We start from the raw sequence: 17,731 nt of genomic DNA, 5'->3' as shown, positions 1-17,731 counted from the left end.
AGCTAGCTATTTCTTTTCTTGGATTTCTACTGGTGTGAAGAATGGCCAATACGTATATGGCATTTTCTTCAATTATATAATGTATCCCGTACGGAAATGTTTTTGTGAAGCAAATCCTGATATTTCGATATTTTTTTTGAAAGTTCTCAGGCTGCAATTTAATGTAGTGAAGTGTGCTTTTTAATTCTGCGGCAAACCGTAACCCTAGATTCATGTCTTTGTTCACGTACCAATTTATAGCTTCGAACATTTCGAAATCTGCTTCCGGTTTTACGATCAATTTATAAGCCATATTTTTGGCTAAGTTCGGTCTCTATTTCTTCAATTGATCTGCCAGTTTGGGGATTATTGTTGTGCTTTTTAAGCCGCTCGTCTAATATTTCTTTATGCGCTTCAGAAACAATATAATCATCTTCGTTGAATATTTCAGCTGTTAGAAAATCATCAACTTTTTGTAATTTTTCGGGGCTCATTACGGTCATTAAGCGTTCTATCAATTTATATTTTTTAGCCGCGATATCCATAATTCACAATTTTATTTAGTTGTAACCGATCTTTCCACCTGTTATTGTGCTTGCTAATTTAAGGCATTATATTTATTTAATCTCAGTTAAAAACTCCTAAATTACTCAAAATGAAGGTTAATTATTTTTAAAAGAAGCGTGCTTGTTCGTAACTTGTATGAAAATAAAATAATTATGGATCAATCAAAGTATGACGAAATGCAATCTATGCTTCACAAATTGGAAGACATTAAAAACAGTCAGAGAAGTATTATCGACAAAATTAACCACGTAATCACAGACCTTTTTCAGCATCCGGATTCCGACCTTGAAAAGGCTATGGAAGCAGCTCATCAAAAGTCTTCAGAAAATGTGGAGAAAATTAAAGAAGCAATCGAAGATTACGAAATAAAATTCAACAAGGCACAGCAGGCCTAGTTTATTTTCGGTATAAAAAATATTGATTTACAGCTTCAATATAAAGCTCTTTGGCCTCATCTGTCGTTAGTCCACGAGTTTGGAAAAGCGCATTGGTTTTAAATGCAGAAATGTGCGGTTTTCTGCCGCTGGGCTGGTGGGCTTCATTTGTAGCGCGTTTGTAATACGCATACAGTCGTAACAAAACATCAGCAGGAAAAGGGTCCTTGTGGTCGTTAATGCTTTTTACAGCATTTTTAAAAGTGATATCTAACTCTTCAGAAGTCATTATTTTTCAGCGATTATCGAGATTCCTCCTTTAACTTTTTGGTTTAGGACTACTTTTATTTTTGCGTCTAGCGGAAGAAAAATATCTACTCGCGATCCAAATTTTATAAAACCACTGTCCGACGCTTGATCTACTTCTTGGTCAACTTCGGCATAATTTACAATTCGTTTGGCCAATGCGCCTGCAATCTGACGGAATAAAATTTCGCCAAACGCATCATTCTTTACCACAACTGTGGTACGTTCATTTTCTTCGGAAGACTTCGGGTGCCACGCCACTAGATATTTTCCAGGGTGGTACTTGCTATAAACTATTTTTCCAGCTACAGGATAGCGCGTAATGTGAACATTTATTGGACTCATAAATACAGAAACCTGCATTCTTTTATCTTTGAAATATTCCTTTTCAAATACTTCTTCAATAACCACAACCTTGCCATCAACAGATGAAATCACTTGGTCTGGATGGATTAAAAAATTGCGTTTTGGGTTTCTAAAGAACTGCAAAACCAGTAATAAAAGAATAATTAAGGAAATAATAACTCCGCCACGAATTGTAGGGTGTTCAACAAATACATTTGCCAAAAGGCTTAGCCCGATAACTACTACCAGCGCTATAAAAATAATTTTGAATCCTTCTTTATGAAACATTGTCAACAATTAATAAAAATGCATAAACAAATGGACTGGCGTAAATAATGCTGTCAAGCCTATCGTACAACCCGCCGTGACCGGGCATAATAATTCCGCTATCTTTTACCCCTGCCTGTCTTTTAAACTTTGATTGGATTAAATCGCCAATTGTGCCAAAAACGGCTACAATAACTGCCAGCGTTATCCAAACCCACAACGGGTAATTTTGAGCCTCGAACTGGAAGTTGATTTGCAATACTTTAAAGATAATAAATCCTGCCAAAAGAGCCCCTATTAAACCGCCTACAAAACCTTCAATAGTTTTCTTTGGTGAAATACGTTCTAAGAGTTTATGTTTTCCAAAGTTCTTGCCAATAAGGAAAGCAAAAGTATCATTACTCCAAATTAGTATAAAAACTGCCACGATTATTTCGGGCATAAATTTACCGTTTATATTCATTATAGGAATAAGCGTAAGAAACACAAAGCCGCTAATGATGTAGAAAATTACAGTTATGTATTTTTTCTTTTCGAACATTGGTATTTTACTTGTCCAAAGTACGTCCTTTAATAGAAACAGATTTACAAAACCACTTAAAATTAGGAGTAGATAAATTGCATTGTCTGAAAAAACCGAATAACTTAAAAAATAAAATCCCGCGGCAAGTAGAAAGTACGCGAGATAACTGGTTAGATGTACAAGCTTTAAAAATTCGCTTAAGGTGATAATTCCAAGTACAAAGAAAAGCCCCATAAACCACTCGCGCGAGGTGAACATTGCAAAAATGATGATCGAAATGTATAATACGCCCGACAGGGTCCGTATGAGAATTTCCTTCATATTATAAGTCTTCCAGTAGCAACAAATATAGGTTTTTTGTGCTACTTCCATAACTCATAAAATCCTTTTCTTTTTCAGTTTCAAAGTCTTGAATAGTAGTGATGTTACTAGGAATATAGTTAGAACTTTGGTTTTTAATGGTTCGCAATCCTTCACTAATAGTGTCTACAAACTGACTAGTGGTTGCAAAAATAATTACGTTGAAAGGTAATTCTTTCAACTTCTTCTCCTTTATTTGATTTGATGAAAGTAAAATGGAGCCATTGTTCGCAATTAGCGATTCGCAGCTAGATAGAAAAAATGTAGACTCTGCAGACTTGCCAAAGTTGAGGTTGAAACCATCAAATTTTTGACACAGCTGTTCGTTGACACAGAATACATCTTGTTCGTACCAATCGTTTTCAAGCAATATATTATCAAAAGCTTCGGTAACTTCTTCCCAATTTTCACAGTAAATAAACTTGCCTCCATTGTTTTTGAAGTTGAAAGTGAATTTCTCGTCGATCGGAAGTTTTTGCTCTGGGTAATAACTACTTTGGTCGGTTTTGTCGGCTTTCTTAGCCTTCTCTTCCGACTTCTTATAATTGGGATTTAAAAGTCTTTTAAATAGACTCATTTATAGTGAATTGAGAAGTTTTTATACATGTTATACTTCAAATATATAAAATCTATATTGAAGTAGTAACACCTGCAAAGTAAAGTTTCGACCGCAAACTGAAAATGGCAACAATTAAGTTGTTGCCACTCTCGGTACTTCTTCTGGCACATCGAACGGACGGTCTCCAAATATTTTTTGAAGATTGTCTTTGAATATTACTTCTTTTTCAAGAAGCACGTTGGCCAACTCGGTCAATTTATCTTTGTTGTCTTCTAAAAGTTGTACAGCACGTTGGTACTGACCTTCTATTAGTGCAGATATTTCTTTGTCTATTAATTCTGCAGTTTTCTCGCTGTAAGGCTTAGAGAAATTATACTCATTCTGTCCGCTGCTATCGTAATAAGTTAGGTTACCTATTTTGTCATTCAAGCCATAAATAGTTACCATAGCGCGGGCTTGTTTGGTTACTTTTTCAAGATCGCTTAATGCACCGGTAGAAATTCTATTAAAAATAACTTTTTCTGCAGCACGACCACCAAGAGCTGCACACATTTCGTCAAGCATCTGTTCTGGGTGAATAATAAGTCTTTCTTCTGGTAAATACCAAGCTGCACCCAAAGATTGCCCACGAGGAACGATAGTTACTTTTACCAATGGAGCAGCGTGCTCTAGCATCCAGCTTACCGTTGCGTGACCAGCTTCGTGATATGCAATGGCGCGTTTTTCGGCCACTGTCATTATTTTGTTTTTCTTTTCAAGTCCGCCTACAATTCTGTCAACTGCATCTAGGAAGTCTTGTTTACCCACAGATTTTTTACCGTTTCTTGCGGCAATTAAAGCTGCTTCGTTACAAACATTCGCAATATCTGCTCCAGAAAAACCAGGTGTTTGTTTTGAAAGAAAATCTGTATCTAAGTTGTCATCCTTTTTAATGGGACGTAAGTGAACTTCAAATATTTCTTTACGTTCGCGAACATCTGGAAGATCTACATAAATCTGTCTATCAAAACGTCCCGCACGCATTAAAGCTTTGTCCAACACATCGGCGCGGTTTGTAGCTGCCAATACAATTACATTTGTATTGGTGCCAAAACCATCCATTTCTGTCAATAATTGGTTTAATGTATTTTCACGCTCATCGTTACTACCGGAGAAATTGTTTTTTCCACGAGCACGACCAATGGCATCTATTTCGTCAATAAAGATAATTGCTGGCGATTTTTCTTTCGCTTGTTTAAATAAGTCACGAACACGTGATGCGCCCACACCTACAAACATTTCAACAAAATCTGAACCAGAAAGTGAAAAGAAAGGCACTTTAGCTTCACCGGCTACGGCTTTTGCCAGCAATGTTTTACCAGTTCCCGGAGGACCTACCAACAATGCACCTTTCGGAATTTTACCACCTAATGAAGTGTATTTTTCAGGTTGTTTTAGGAAATCTACAATTTCTTGTACTTCTTCTTTTGCGCCTTCAAGACCTGCAACATCTTTAAAAGAGGTTTTTACGTCAGTCTTTTCATCAAATAATTTTGCTTTCGACTTCCCAATATTGAAAAGTTGACCGCCAGCGCCACCGCCGCCACCCGAAGACATTCGGCGCATAATGAAAATCCAAATGGCAATAATGATTACAAATGGTAAAATGCCCATTAGTATATCGCCCCAAACATTGGAGTCTGTATGCCATTCCATTTTCGTGGTTAGGCCATTCTCCGCTTTTATAGTTTTAAACGAATTTTCAAAATTTTGCAAATCTCCAAATTCAAACTGATAATCAGGATCATTTGGGCCTGGAGCCAAAAAGGCCGGAGTTTCTTCTTTTTTGGAATGAACTTCTTTAGCCTTAGCCTCTGTGGTAAGATATACCTTGGCAATCTTTTTATTTATTAAATCAACCTTTTCAACATCACCATTTTTCAGAAATTCTTCAAATTGGGCTTGATTCGTCTTTTCTGGTTGCGACCAACTGCCACCACCAAAAATTTGGATTCCAAAAAACAACAGAATTATTGCTGCATAGATCCAATAATAATTAGGTTTTGGTTTCTTTGAATCGCTCTTTTTACTTTTCTTTTCTTCGGCCATAAGGCTTGTATGTTTTTTAAAGTGTTGTTTCTATTTTAACCGATTTTGCATCGCCCCAAAGTCCTTCAATATCATAAAACTCGCGAATGTGCTTTTGGAAAACGTGTACAACTACGTGTACGTAATCCATAAGTACCCACTCCGAGTTGTCGCTGCCTTCAACGTGCCACGGTTTTTCTTTTAAAGCTTTGCTTACTGATTTTTGAACGGAATTTACAATGGCGTTTACCTGTGTGTTTGAGGTACCATTGCAGATTATAAAATAGTCACAAACGGTATTTTCTATATCTCTTAAGTCAAGTATTTCTATATCTTGTCCTTTTACATCTTCTATCCCTCTTATTATTTGGGCAATAAGTTGATCTGTTCCTGCTTGATTTTTCTGCATTAATTATTTTTCTTTTCTATTTCGCAAAGTTATTACTTTTTTGTTTCTTGAACCGCCTTTAAAGACGTAATACTAAACATATTTATCCTTTTGAATATAATCAAACTTAATGCCATCGATTCTACCAATACTTACTTAAAGCAGTTGGCAAAAGAAACGTCCATAATGGATGAAACCGTAGTCGTGACAGAAAACCAACTTTCGGGTCGTGGGCAAATGGGTAATGGTTGGTTGTCTCGAGAGGGTCAGAGCCTAACATTCAGCATGTTTAAAGCTTTTGAAGGCCTATTTGCCGAAGATCAATTTATAATTTCGGCAGCTGTTTCTTTGGCTATTGCCAACTCAATTGCCAAGTTAAAAGTACCGAATGTTACTATTAAATGGCCTAACGACATATTGTCAGCCAAAACGAAAATTGGCGGTATTTTAATTGAAAACGTGCTGGAAGGCAGTTATGTGAAATATTCAATAATTGGAATTGGAATAAATGTAAATGAAACAGATTTTCCAAATCTGTCGCAAGCAAGTTCAATGAAGCTTGAATCTGGAGATACTTTTCAATTAGAAGAAGTATTACATACAATTTTGAAAGCTGTATACAGTAATTTAGAAAATCTTTCTAAAGCCAATTTTTCTGAAATAAAGCAACTATATGAAAACGATTTATTCCGAAAAAATATCATTTCAGTGTTTGAAACACCCGAAGGTTTACATTTTAACGGAATTATAAAAGGTGTTTCAGATATTGGGGAGCTTTTGGTAGAAACTGAAGATAATGCTGAACAGAAATTTCAACTAAAAGAAGTGAAACTAATTTATTGAAACTATCCTTCGGCTCCGCTCAGAAACCGAAGTTTAAATATAAAGAGAAATTAAAGCTAAACCTGCTCCATATTTGAGACAAGCGTGTCAATAAATTTAGTGATTGGCCCTTTTATCATCATAGCCATCATAGTATTGAATTCACCTTCAAAAAGTAGTTCAACCGTTGCAGTGCTTTCAGAAACTTCAGTAATATTTGCAATCAACGTAAAAGGAATTTTATCGCTAATAGCACCTAAAACAACTTTGTTTGGTTTTTCAACTTCTTTAACTTCCAATGCAATTTCGGGCATTCCTTTTAAGCCAAAAACAAATGCGTTGTCTCGTATCACTTCAAATTTGCTAATGTTCTCGGGCATTAGTTTTTCAAAATTTTTAACATCTGTCAAAAAATCACAAAGTTCTGGAGCTGATTTTTGAACGGTTACTTTTTTGCTGTTTAATTTCATCTAAACTATTTCTTAATAATTATTATTGTTTTTTGTTTGGAACCCTAAATTACTTCGGCGGTACTTAGCATTCAACTTTAAATCTTGAATTACTGTCCCCAAGTTTCAGGACTATTGCGCCATTCTCCCAGTAACTTAGCCTCTTCGGCATTTATATATTTAGAATTTTCGGCTTCTTCAACTAACATTTGGTAGTTGCTTAAAGTGTTTAAAGTAACGTCTGCATTTTTAAAATTGTCTTCCGCAGTTTTAAAACCGTAGCTAAAAATAGCTAACATGCCTTTTACATTGGCATTGGCTTCTTTTAGTGCTTCAACAGCCATTAAGCTGCTTTTTCCGGTGCTTATCAAGTCTTCCACAACAATAACATTGGTGTTTGGTGCTAAATAACCTTCAATTTTATTTTGGCGTCCGTGGCCTTTTGCTTCGGGCCGAACATAACAAAAAGGAACGTTTAAATAATCGGCAACTAACACGCCAATTCCAATTGCTCCAGTAGCCACACCTGCAATCATTTCGGGCTTTCCGTAAAGCTCTACAATTTGTTTTGCAAGGTTTTCGCGGATGTAATTTCGTATGTCAGGGTAGGAAAGTGTGATTCGATTATCGCAGTAAATTGGAGATTTCCATCCAGAAGCCCAAGTAAAAGGGTTTTGTGGTTGCAATTTAATTGCATTAATTTGCAATAATAATCCAGCGGTTTTTTTGGCCGTTTCTTTGTTTAATATCATAGTGCAAATGTATAAAGTTTTTGTAAAAGATATCCCCATTATTCTGTCAACAGAAAAAAATATTGGGGAGCATTACACCACCATTCCTTTAAAACAAGCGCGTTTTAAAAAATTGGTGAAGAAAATAAACAACGGCGAGCTGCTATATGTGAATTTATATCACAAAAATGCAGAGAAACTGGAACGCTTTCTTCGGAAGAAGATAAAGGTTGTAGAGGCTGCAGGTGGTTTGGTTTATAACAGCAAAAAGGAAATTCTTTTTATCCGCCGAAACAAAAAATGGGACCTTCCGAAAGGAAAAATTGAAAAAGGCGAAACCCATCGCGAAGCTGCAAAACGCGAAGTTATTGAAGAAACTGGAGTTCAAGATTTAGAAATCCGCGAGTTTATAATGACGACCTATCACGTTTTTACCCGCAACGATAAGTTTAGGTTGAAGATAACCTATTGGTACGAAATGTTCAGCGATTACGAAGGGCCGTTGATTCCTGAGCCACAAGAGGGTATTAAAAAAGTGAAGTGGAAAAACTTCGAAAAATCGCAAAAGGCATTGCAAGATTCCTACGAGAATATAAAGCTAATTTTCCCGAAAGAATATCTAACGAGCCACCCGAACGATAGGATAACGGAGGTGTGATTTTTCATAATAGGGTGATTGTTTATGAATCCAGTCTAATTGCAAATACCAATTTTTCGCAAAATCGGGTTCGTTGCTTTTTTTAGTTTCGAATGCTGTTTTAATCTTCGGATTATCTGCTAAAAACTTTTCAGCTATATCTTCCCAAACGTAGGGCGAAAAACCTTCCTTTTGCTGTAGAATTGCATCGAAAAAATTCCAATTAAAAAATGAGTCCGGGGCCGATGGTTCTAGTGTTTCCAAGAGGTAACGCACGCCAGGTTGCTGCGTTTTTATTAATATATCGCCTTTTCGTAGCACCACATTTTCTGTTCTTTTTGCAACTTCAGTTTTATAATGTAAATAATGTCCTTCGTATGCATTCTTTACTGTTTCGTAATTTTTTATTCGATATACTTGAGCAGAAATAGTGGAGTCGTTTTTAATTTCTGAAAATTCAATTTTATTGAGTTTTAGTAATTCAATTACATTCCAATAGCCTTTTGGAATAACGTAAGCAAAGGGAATTGTTACAGAATCTGCTGGTTTAAAATGATTATAATAGGTAACGTCTTTTGTAAATGGCTTGTCGCGGAAGTACTTTAATCGCTCTGCACCCGTGATGTTGCTCGGCACCATTTTTCCTTCAAAACCTTTAAATGAAAGTGTAGTTGTTTTTAACGAATCTACTCGCCAAGAAATAGGGTAGTGGTTTCCAACTTTATATTTTTCGAAATAGTTTTTCCGAAGTGTTTTAATTTTTTCGGCATCAACATCTACAATATTTATAAAAGATTTCATCAATTCGTAAGTTCCATCAACCCTTTGTTTATAGGTTTTTAGCATATGTGTTTCCACCATCATTCCCAAAGTATTGAATAATGTAGTATACCCTGTTGAATAGCGCGGCGAATCCATAAACTGCGTGAAACCATTATCTGGCACTTGGTTAAATACATTTACATATGGGGTAATGTCCCATTGTTTTTGATGAAGCGAATCTTCCAATTGCGGCATCAATGAATTGTGAAGATAGTCTCCCAAAGTACCGCCTAATTTATTATGTTGTGTAAAAAGATGGGTAAGCGCGTATTGGTAATCAGCACCATTGCTAACGTGATTGTCAATAAACAACTCAGGATTTAACCAGTGGAATATTTCGGCAAAAGCTCTCGCGTTTTTAGTGTCGGCTTTTATAAAATCACGATTCAAATCATAATTTCGTGCGTTGCCGCGAAATCCGTATTCCTCGGGGCCGTCTTGATTGGTGCGGGTGGTGCTATTTCTATTTAGCGCACCTCCTATATTATATATAGGTATTGTAGTAATGATTGTGTTTTTTGGGGTGCGAATTTTGTTTTCGGCAAAGTCGCGAAATAAAAGCATTGTGGCATCAATACCATCGGGTTCGCCAGGATGGATTCCGTTATTTATAAGTAATACGTTTTTGCCGTTTTTTTGAAATGCGCTATTGGTTTTCTTTGCATTTGAATTTTGCGGATTAAAAACCACCAAATGAAGCGGAAAACCACTATCGGTTTCGCCTATTTCATATATAGAAATTGCAGGGTAATTTTCCGATAAAGTCGAATAGAATTCAATTATTTGCGCATAAGTTTCCGTTTCAGTGCCTTGCGATTTTTCATAAGGAATAAGTGTTTGTGAATGAATTGGAGCGAAAGAACCTAAACATAGTAGCAGTAAGAAAAGCTTCATAATTCGATGAATTTGGACAAATATAATGGTCTAAACTGAACTTTTTTGAAAAATGGCGTATCAAAAAACCCTAAAAAAAAGTTAAAATTTTTATGATTGATTACACTAAAGAGATAGGCGCTAGTGGGTTATATAAACTGAATTTCCCATTCGTTTTATTGAGGTTGCAATTGCTTTTTGTCTTTCTATATAATTCTTAGCTTTGGCAGAGTTAATTATTAATAATTTTAAAAATAGTATAATGAAAAAAATTACTTTATTGCTTAGTGCAATGATGCTGACTTTAGCAGCACAATCTCAAACTCTTCTTACTCAATCTGCAGATCCAACTAGCGTTACTGACGGTGGCGTTGCTTGTTGGGATTCAGCAGGTGGAACTTACAGTGAAAACTCTTTTTTAAGAGCTTATGTTCTTGCTGATTTTGGCGTAACAGGTCAATTTGTAATCTCTGAAGTTCAATACGGACAGGGAACTGCTGACGACGGTAAATTAATCAACTTAAACATTTACACTGCTGATACAGATGATTTAGCTACTGCAACATTAACATTAATTGGAGGAACTACTCACGTTAGTAGCTCTGCTGATGATCTTTCTGTAGTTACTGAGCCTTTAGTTGCTACTATTCCTGCAGGATCTATAGTTGTTTTTGAAGTAAATGCTGGTGACAGTGGAGTTAACACTGGCGAGACTTACTTCCCAGGAATTAACCTTACAGGTGAAAATGATGATAGTTACTTATTAGCTGAAGATTGTGGTATTTTAGATCCTACAACTGCAACTACAATCGGTTTCCCAGACAATCAATACGTAATGAGCGTTCTTGGTGACGAGCTTCTTTCTGTTGGAGATAACTTAGCCGAAATGGTTTCTGTATACCCAAGTCCTGCTACTGATGTATTGAATGTAAGACTTCCTTCAAATGTTGTAGTTCAGAATTCTGCTTTAGTAAGCATTCTTGGTAAAACAACTGGTGTTACTCTTTCAAATGGTGTAATGAATGTTTCTGGAATTGCTCCAGGAGTTTACTTCCTTAACCTTGAAACTAACATGGGAACTTATACTCAAAAAGTTATTAAGCAGTAATTGCTTTTTCCTAAACGGAAATAACTTTTAGAAAAGCCTCAATCGAAAGATTGAGGCTTTTTTTTGTTCACTAAACCTAGAAGAAAGCGTTATAGTTTTATAGCTACTTGATGAAGCTAAGTATGTGATTAATATTAAACTTACAGGTTCGTTTCAGCTTGTATTAGCAATAAAATGCTAAGTTGGCAAGCAAAGTATTGTGTAATAAAAAAAGTCCCTCAAACCTGTGTTTGAGGGACTTTTTAGCTATTGTATAATTAGTTGTTATCCGTTCATCGAAATCAAAAACTCTTCGTTGTTTCTGGTTTGTTTAATACGGTCGTTAATGAATTCCATTGCTTCTACAGGATTCATATCTGCAAGGTATTTGCGTAACACCCACATACGTTGAATTGTGTTTTCATCAAGCAATAAATCATCTCGACGTGTACTTGAAGAAGTAAGGTCGATTGCAGGGAAAATTCTTCGGTTAGAAATTTTTCTATCCAATTGAAGTTCCATGTTACCAGTTCCTTTAAATTCTTCGAAAATAACTTCGTCCATTTTAGATCCTGTTTCAGTCAAAGCCGTAGCGATGATACTTAGCGATCCACCATTTTCAATGTTACGTGCAGCACCAAAGAAACGTTTTGGTTTGTGTAATGCGTTTGCATCTACACCACCACTCAATATTTTACCACTGGCAGGCTGCACGGTGTTATATGCTCTAGCCAAACGCGTAATAGAATCTAAAAGAATTACAACATCGTGGCCACATTCTACCAAACGTTTTGCTTTGTCAATAACTAGGTTTGCAACACGAACGTGCTCGGTAGCCTCTTTATCAAAAGTTGAAGCAACTACTTCGCCACGAACATTTCGTTGCATATCAGTTACCTCTTCTGGGCGTTCATCAATTAAAAGTATAATTTGGTAAACCTCAGGATGGTTTGCTGCAATTGCATTTGCAATATCTTTCAGCAACATGGTTTTACCAGTTTTTGGTTGCGACACAATCATGCCACGTTGTCCTTTTCCTATAGGAGCAAAAAGATCTATAATTCTGGTTGAAATAGTACTTTGCTTATCTGCAAGGTTGAATTTTTCTTGTGGGAAAAGTGGCGTTAAATGCTCAAAAGAAACACGGTCGCGGACCACATTAGGGTTTAAGCCATTTATTTTATTCACCTTAATTAAAGGGAAATATTTTTCTCCTTCTTTCGGCGGACGTACTTCACCTAAAACTGTATCTCCAGTTTTTAGACCGAAAAGGCGTATTTGTGATTGTGAAACGTAAATATCATCAGGAGATGATAAATAGTTATAATCGCTAGAGCGCAAAAAGCCGTAGCCATCTTGCATTATATCTAGCACACCTTCACTTTCAATTATACCGTCAAATTCATAATCTGGCTCTCGGTAACGATTGCGTGAATCTTTGTTGCCATTACTTCTGTTGTCCTGCACATTACCGTCCTTTTGTCTGTGGCTTGGGTGTTTTTGACGATTATCAGAATTTGGATTATCGCTGCGCTGGTTTTTCTGTCTGTTGTCGTTAGCGTTGGGATTCGATTTTTGGTGTTGTGGTTTTCTGTCGCTTTCCTTTTTGTCGCCTTTATCGCTCTTATCATTGCTAGAACGCTTATCGGTTACAACTTTTTTATCGTCATCACCCTTATTGTCGTCATCGCTCTTTTTGTCATCATCACTTTTTTTGTCGTGATGTTGCTTTTTTGGCAATGGTTTTTTGTTTCTAGTGTCGTTTTTTTGCGGACGTGGTTTTTGTTCCTTGTCGCGATTATCGCTAGCAGCTGGAGTATTTTCCTCCTTTTTTGGTTCTGGGGAAGGTTCGTCCGCTTTTAGAACTGCTTTTACCGCCGTAGGATTGGCGGCTTGGTAATCGAGAATTTGATACACCAAGTCTAGTTTTTTTTGTGTGCGATATTTCGGCACATTGAGTTCTTTTGCTATATCCTGAAGTTCAGGTAGCTTTTTGTTTTTTAAATCTGAAATTTCAAACATGTATAAAATACTGTAGTTAAAGTTGATACTAATGTGTTCCTTTTGAGAAGATAAGTACGTTGAAAGTTTTTCGAAGACTAAGTAACCTTTATTGAGCTGGTTACGAATAGATACTGCAATAATACAATAATAAATTAAAAAGTACTGTTATTTTTTTTAAAAAGAAACTGTATTTTTGCTGCGCATTCAAGTTTTTTGCAAGATGATTCAACGTATTCAAACCATATATTTAGTAATATCTGCCATTATTATGGGAGCGTTGTTTATGTGGTTTCCTGTAATTTTAGGTGAAGACGGTTCTGTTATTGTAGAACGCAGTGAGCCTGTGGTTTCTGGATTGATATTCGTTTCAATTGCATTGGCTATAATTTCAATTTTAAGTTTCAAAAAGCGGCAGACACAATTTGTGTTTAACCGTTTAAATATAGTATCAAACTTTGTATTACTGGGAGTTTTCGTTTACAGATCGCTCACTTTATCCGGAGAAACATTAGTTTCAGAGAAGGGTATTGGGGTTCTTCTTCCTATCATTTCTATCGTATTTTTAGTGCTGGCCAATAAGGCTATTAAAAGGGATGAAGATCTTGTAAAATCTGTTGATCGTTTACGATAAACCAATCTTAGTATATTAGTGCAAGACCCTCAAAGGATGCCACCTTTGGGGGTTTTTTTTGTCTTCTGCTGAATTAATCCTGAGCGAGAAAGAAACACCCAGGTTATAGGTGTTGGTCATTTCGGCTCCGCTCAATGACCGGTTTCTGAGCGGAGCCGAAGTCACCCTCCTCAAGTTTATTTTGCAAACTCAATTACTTCTAAATTTTGGATTTTCTCACCATCAATTTCAAAACGAAGCATGGTGCGCACCTGTTGAAATCCGTGCTTGCCAACGGCGCCGGGATTCATATGCAGTAATCCTGTGGTTTTATCGGGCATTACTTTTAAAATATGCGAATGGCCGCAGATAAAAATTTTAGGAGGATTGGAGTAAATTTCCTGCCTTAGGGTAGGGTTGTATTTTCCGGGATAACCGCCAATGTGGGTTATCCAAACATCAACACCTTCGCACATAAATCGATTGTTAAGCGGAAATTCCATTCGGGCTTCCGTCCCGTCAATATTGCCATAAACGGCTCGTAATGGTTTTAATTTCTTGATGGCATCGGTAACTGCAAGATCGCCAATATCACCAGCGTGCCACACTTCATCGGCCTGTTTTATGTAGGTCAGGATTTTTTCGTCTATATAACTGTGGGTATCACTTAAGAGCAGAATCTTTTTCAAAGTAGGAGGAATTGTTGTTTGGCGAAGGTATTAAGTTTTTCAAAGTTATAACATAAATGCTGGCCTGTATATTGTAATTTTGTCGATTCTGAAAAAAAGCCAATTGCGATATTTTATTGAAATAGCCTACAACGGGAAAAATTACTTTGGATGGCAGCGCCAACCTAAGCAGATTAGCGTACAACAGGTTTTAGAGGAAACGTTTTCTACATTGCTTCGGAAGAAGGTAAAACTCACCGGAGCAGGAAGAACAGATACAGGAGTGCATGCAAAACAGCTTTTTGCGCATTTCGATTTTGATGCAATTAAAAATATTGAAAAACTCATTTTTAGAATAAATTCCTTTCTACCGAAAGATGTTTCAATAGTAAATATTTTGGAAGTAAAGGAAGACGCACACGCTCGTTTTCATGCAATTGAAAGAGAATACGAATATATAATTTCACTTGGCAAAGATCCTTTTTTACAGGATTTTGCGTTTCAAATTAAAAAAGCACCCAATGTTGATTTGATGAATCAGGCTGCGGAATTGCTATTGCAGCATAGAGATTTTCAATGCTTTTCGCGTTCTAAAACCGACGTAAAAACGTACAATTGTACAATTGTAAAAGCGAATTGGGAAGCTAAAAATAATAGACTTATTTTTACAATCGCCGCAGATCGTTTTTTGCGAAACATGGTACGTGCAATTGTGGGAACGCTATTGGATGTGGGTTTCGGAAAAACTTCTTTGGAAGATTTTAAAGCTATATTAAAAAGTAAAAGTAGGGAAGAAGCGGGCGCTTCGGCTCCAGCCCACGGGTTGTATTTAACGAAAGTGGCGTATCCGAAAGAGCTATTTTTGAAATAAAAAACAGAGACGAACGACAAACGAGGAGAAAGGGAAAAAATCTGATTAACGAATTCCAAATCCCGATTTTCAAATTAACGAATTAATAAATTACAGTGTCAGAAAATACAGGCAACGCATTCGATTTTAAGCTTTTTAAGCGCTTACTGGCTTTTACCAAGCCGTATAGCTTAATATTTTATTTTGTAGCATTTGCCGCGGTCATTATGTCTGGGCTGGCGGTGTTGCGTCCTTATTTACTAGAATTAGCCATTGATAATTCTATGGTTCCCAAAGACGGGGAAGGGTTTATGAAATATATCATCTTAATGGTGGTAGTTCTTTTTTTAGAGGTAATTTTTCAATTCGCCTTTATATTTTACACCAATTATTTAGGTCAGAGTGTAATTCGAGATATGCGCCAACAACTCTTCCGATTGATGATGAGTTTCAAAATGAAATATTTCGATAAAAGCGCCGTCGGAAGATTGACAACCCGAGCCGTAAATGATGTAGAAACTATTTCCAGTATTTTTAGTGAAGGTTTATTTATGATAATTAGTGATCTTCTAAAAATGCTTGTTATCGCTGGTTTTATGCTTTATCAAAGTTGGAAGTTGTCGCTTATAGCTTTTATTGTTTTGCCGTTCATTTTGTATGCAACTCGCGTATTTCAAAAAGCAATGAAAGTGGCTTTTGAAGACGTGCGTAACCAATTAGCCAACTTAAATACGTTTGTGCAGGAACGTATTACTGGAATGAAAATAGTGCAAATATTCACTCGCGAAAAAACCGAATACGAGCGTTTTCAGGAAATAAATAAGAGTCACAGAAAAGCTTGGATAAAGACAGTTTGGTATAACTCTATATTCTTTCCTATTGCAGAAACGGCGGGTGCTGTGGCTACTGGTTTGGTAGTTTGGTACGGTGGTTTAAATGTAATTAGCGGGGGAGCGGTAACTTTAGGTCTTGTTGTTGCATTTATTCAATATTCCGAAATGCTTTTCAGACCACTTCGTCAGATTGCAGATAAGTTCAATACACTGCAAATGGGTATGGTTGCTGCCAATCGTGTGTTTGGAATTCTCGATACCAAATCGCATATAGCAGATACGGGTACGGTAGAGTATAAAAGTACTAAGGGTGAAATTGAATTTAAAAATGTCTCTTTTGGTTATAATGAAGACGAAGAAGTAATTAAAGAAATTTCCTTTAGAGCAAATCCAGGTGAAACCGTTGCTATTGTTGGCGCTACGGGTGCCGGAAAAAGTACAATTATCAATCTACTAAATCGTTTTTACGAAATTAACAGCGGCGAAATCACGATTGACGATATTTCTATAAAGGATTATAAACTGGCATCACTTCGAAATCAAATAGCAGTCGTGTTACAAGATGTATTTCTATTTGCCGATACTATCTTGAATAATATTACACTCGGAAATCCAGATATTACTGAAGAAGAGGTGGTTGCGGCAGCAAAAGAAATAGGCGTCGATAAATTTATTGAATCACTCCCCGGAGGCTATCATTATAATGTGAAGGAACGCGGAAGTATGCTTTCTTCTGGGCAGCGACAGCTAGTTTCATTTTTGCGTGCCTATGTTAGTAAACCTAGTATTTTAATTTTAGATGAAGCTACGTCTTCCGTAGATACATATTCAGAAGAATTAATACAGACCGCGACAGACAAAATCACAAAAGGTCGTACTTCAATTGTAATTGCCCACCGTTTGGCAACTATTAAAAAAGCTGATAAAATTATTGTGATGGATGCTGGAAGAATTATGGAAGAAGGCACGCATAAAGAATTGCTAAAACTTGAAAATGGGTTTTATAGAAATCTTTATGAAGTTCAGTTTATGGCAGAAGAGACAATTTGAAAAGTCTAAATCATCTTTTAATACGGTATTTTCCCTACATTTGATAAATAACTTTCGTTATGGAAACATTAAAGCTTAAAGTAAATAAAGAAATTCTAGGCCAAATTTTGGAGATATTAAAGCAATTTAAGTCTGAAGATTTACAGATTGTTGTTGAAGAAACAGAAGATATTCAGAGGTTGAGAAATAGATTTGATGAGCTAAATTCAAAAGATGCTAAATTTATTTCCTTAGAAGAATTAGATGCCAATTTAGAAAAAACCATTTTAAAATATGAAAATTAAGGTTCTTGAAAGCTTTAATTTTGATTTGAACGAGCAAGTAGCTTTTATAGCCAGAGATAAACCTAGAGCAGCCAGAAAGTTTAAAAAAGACGTGATTGTCTTGCTTAAAGATTTAAAAAAATATCCTTTTAAGAATAGACGCTCAATACATTTTGAAAATGAAAATATTCGAGATTTGATTTTTAAGGGATATACAATTATTTATCTCGTTAAGCCGAATGATGAAATAATTGAGGTATTTGGCTTGATAAAATATCGAGATGGCCTGTAGGTGTG

The 17,731-nt window shown here is 36.2% G+C and carries 21 protein-coding genes and 1 pseudogene; 9 read left to right on the top strand and 13 right to left on the bottom strand.

Annotated elements, in window-relative coordinates; genetic code table 11:
• Window positions 1-31: 31 nt before the first annotated feature.
• Window positions 32-292 (bottom strand): annotated as a pseudogene (locus AC3RVF_RS13960) (type II toxin-antitoxin system RelE/ParE family toxin); the annotation flags it as partial.
• Window positions 282-524: an addiction module protein gene (locus AC3RVF_RS13955; protein ID WP_489691844.1), complete on the bottom strand. Its 243-nt coding sequence runs from the start codon at window positions 522-524 to the stop codon at window positions 282-284. The gene AC3RVF_RS13955 and the pseudogene AC3RVF_RS13960, both read right to left, overlap by 11 nt.
• 174 nt (window positions 525-698) lie before the next feature.
• Here AC3RVF_RS13955 and AC3RVF_RS13950 point away from each other — a divergent pair, with 174 nt between their 5' ends.
• On the top strand, window positions 699-941 hold the full coding sequence (locus AC3RVF_RS13950; protein ID WP_489693618.1) for a hypothetical protein: 243 nt from the start codon (window positions 699-701) through the stop codon (window positions 939-941).
• A gap of 1 nt (window position 942) precedes the next feature.
• Here AC3RVF_RS13950 and AC3RVF_RS13945 read toward each other — a convergent pair whose 3' ends face one another.
• The 6 genes from AC3RVF_RS13945 to rsfS all read right to left on the bottom strand — a co-directional run bounded on the left by AC3RVF_RS13945 (window position 943) and on the right by rsfS (window position 5,756).
• Complete coding sequence (locus AC3RVF_RS13945) at window positions 943-1,209, bottom strand: acyl-CoA-binding protein (RefSeq protein WP_489691842.1); 267 nt, start codon at window positions 1,207-1,209, stop codon at window positions 943-945.
• Window positions 1,209-1,859 (bottom strand): phosphatidylserine decarboxylase family protein, encoded by a 651-nt coding sequence (locus AC3RVF_RS13940; RefSeq protein ID WP_489691841.1) that lies wholly within the window; start codon window positions 1,857-1,859, stop codon window positions 1,209-1,211. Before AC3RVF_RS13940 ends, AC3RVF_RS13945 begins: the two co-directional genes overlap by 1 nt.
• Window positions 1,849-2,682 (bottom strand): phosphatidate cytidylyltransferase, encoded by an 834-nt coding sequence (locus AC3RVF_RS13935; RefSeq protein WP_489691840.1) that lies wholly within the window; start codon window positions 2,680-2,682, stop codon window positions 1,849-1,851. Before AC3RVF_RS13935 ends, AC3RVF_RS13940 begins: the two co-directional genes overlap by 11 nt.
• Window position 2,683: 1 nt before the next feature.
• The gene (locus AC3RVF_RS13930) at window positions 2,684-3,298 is read right to left on the bottom strand and encodes an LUD domain-containing protein (protein WP_489691839.1); all 615 of its coding nucleotides are present in this window, start codon (window positions 3,296-3,298) and stop codon (window positions 2,684-2,686) included.
• A gap of 114 nt (window positions 3,299-3,412) precedes the next feature.
• A complete protein-coding gene (ftsH, locus tag AC3RVF_RS13925) occupies window positions 3,413-5,368 on the bottom strand; it encodes an ATP-dependent zinc metalloprotease FtsH (RefSeq protein WP_489691838.1) in 1,956 nt (651 codons plus the stop codon).
• A 16-nt stretch (window positions 5,369-5,384) separates the two neighbouring features.
• A complete protein-coding gene (gene rsfS / locus AC3RVF_RS13920; RefSeq protein ID WP_489691837.1) occupies window positions 5,385-5,756 on the bottom strand; it encodes a ribosome silencing factor in 372 nt (123 codons plus the stop codon).
• A 90-nt stretch (window positions 5,757-5,846) separates the two neighbouring features.
• Here rsfS and AC3RVF_RS13915 point away from each other — a divergent pair, with 90 nt between their 5' ends.
• Window positions 5,847-6,578, top strand: coding sequence for a biotin--[acetyl-CoA-carboxylase] ligase (locus AC3RVF_RS13915; protein ID WP_489693617.1), 732 nt, complete (start codon window positions 5,847-5,849; stop codon window positions 6,576-6,578).
• Between the two features lie 56 nt (window positions 6,579-6,634).
• On the opposite strand, the gene AC3RVF_RS13910 is transcribed toward AC3RVF_RS13915, so the two are convergent.
• Together AC3RVF_RS13910 and pyrE are read right to left on the bottom strand one after the other, a co-directional pair.
• Window positions 6,635-7,027 (bottom strand): SRPBCC family protein, encoded by a 393-nt coding sequence (locus AC3RVF_RS13910; RefSeq protein WP_489691835.1) that lies wholly within the window; start codon window positions 7,025-7,027, stop codon window positions 6,635-6,637.
• 89 nt (window positions 7,028-7,116) lie between these two features.
• The gene (pyrE, locus tag AC3RVF_RS13905; protein ID WP_489691834.1) at window positions 7,117-7,758 is read right to left on the bottom strand and encodes an orotate phosphoribosyltransferase; all 642 of its coding nucleotides are present in this window, start codon (window positions 7,756-7,758) and stop codon (window positions 7,117-7,119) included.
• Window positions 7,759-7,765: 7 nt separating this feature from the next.
• On the opposite strand from pyrE, the gene AC3RVF_RS13900 reads away from it, so the two are divergent.
• Window positions 7,766-8,395: an NUDIX hydrolase gene (locus AC3RVF_RS13900; RefSeq protein ID WP_489691833.1), complete on the top strand. Its 630-nt coding sequence runs from the start codon at window positions 7,766-7,768 to the stop codon at window positions 8,393-8,395.
• On the opposite strand, the gene AC3RVF_RS13895 is transcribed toward AC3RVF_RS13900, so the two are convergent.
• Entirely contained in the window at window positions 8,357-10,090 is a 1,734-nt protein-coding gene (locus AC3RVF_RS13895; RefSeq protein ID WP_489693616.1) for a M14 family metallopeptidase, read from the bottom strand. The two genes, AC3RVF_RS13900 and AC3RVF_RS13895, sit on opposite strands and share 39 nt — an antisense overlap.
• Window positions 10,091-10,331: 241 nt before the next feature.
• Between AC3RVF_RS13895 and AC3RVF_RS13890 the strand changes: the two genes are divergently transcribed.
• Complete coding sequence (locus AC3RVF_RS13890; protein WP_489691831.1) at window positions 10,332-11,177, top strand: T9SS type A sorting domain-containing protein; 846 nt, start codon at window positions 10,332-10,334, stop codon at window positions 11,175-11,177.
• 264 nt (window positions 11,178-11,441) lie between these two features.
• On the opposite strand, the gene rho is transcribed toward AC3RVF_RS13890, so the two are convergent.
• Window positions 11,442-13,178 carry a transcription termination factor Rho gene (rho, locus tag AC3RVF_RS13885; RefSeq protein ID WP_489691830.1) on the bottom strand — a complete coding sequence of 579 codons (1,737 nt, stop codon included), beginning with the start codon at window positions 13,176-13,178 and terminating at the stop codon, window positions 11,442-11,444.
• 202 nt (window positions 13,179-13,380) lie between these two features.
• Between rho and AC3RVF_RS13880 the strand changes: the two genes are divergently transcribed.
• Entirely contained in the window at window positions 13,381-13,791 is a 411-nt protein-coding gene (locus AC3RVF_RS13880) for a DUF4293 domain-containing protein (protein WP_489691829.1), read from the top strand.
• 176 nt (window positions 13,792-13,967) lie between these two features.
• On the opposite strand, the gene AC3RVF_RS13875 is transcribed toward AC3RVF_RS13880, so the two are convergent.
• Entirely contained in the window at window positions 13,968-14,459 is a 492-nt protein-coding gene (locus tag AC3RVF_RS13875; RefSeq protein WP_489693615.1) for a metallophosphoesterase family protein, read from the bottom strand.
• Between the two features lie 103 nt (window positions 14,460-14,562).
• On the opposite strand from AC3RVF_RS13875, the gene truA reads away from it, so the two are divergent.
• From truA to AC3RVF_RS13855, 4 genes are all read left to right on the top strand, one after another.
• A complete protein-coding gene (gene truA / locus AC3RVF_RS13870; RefSeq protein ID WP_489691827.1) occupies window positions 14,563-15,309 on the top strand; it encodes a tRNA pseudouridine(38-40) synthase TruA in 747 nt (248 codons plus the stop codon).
• 95 nt (window positions 15,310-15,404) lie between these two features.
• On the top strand, window positions 15,405-17,171 hold the full coding sequence (locus AC3RVF_RS13865; protein WP_489693614.1) for an ABC transporter ATP-binding protein: 1,767 nt from the start codon (window positions 15,405-15,407) through the stop codon (window positions 17,169-17,171).
• A 59-nt stretch (window positions 17,172-17,230) separates the two neighbouring features.
• A complete protein-coding gene (locus tag AC3RVF_RS13860; RefSeq protein ID WP_489691825.1) occupies window positions 17,231-17,455 on the top strand; it encodes a hypothetical protein in 225 nt (74 codons plus the stop codon).
• Window positions 17,445-17,726: a type II toxin-antitoxin system RelE/ParE family toxin gene (locus AC3RVF_RS13855; RefSeq protein WP_489691824.1), complete on the top strand. Its 282-nt coding sequence runs from the start codon at window positions 17,445-17,447 to the stop codon at window positions 17,724-17,726. Before AC3RVF_RS13860 ends, AC3RVF_RS13855 begins: the two co-directional genes overlap by 11 nt.
• The last annotated feature ends 5 nt before the right edge of the window (window positions 17,727-17,731 follow it).

The sequence above is a fragment of the Aequorivita sp. IT1183 genome (genome assembly GCF_058068265.1).
This window is presented reverse-complemented; position numbering and strand designations above follow the sequence as displayed.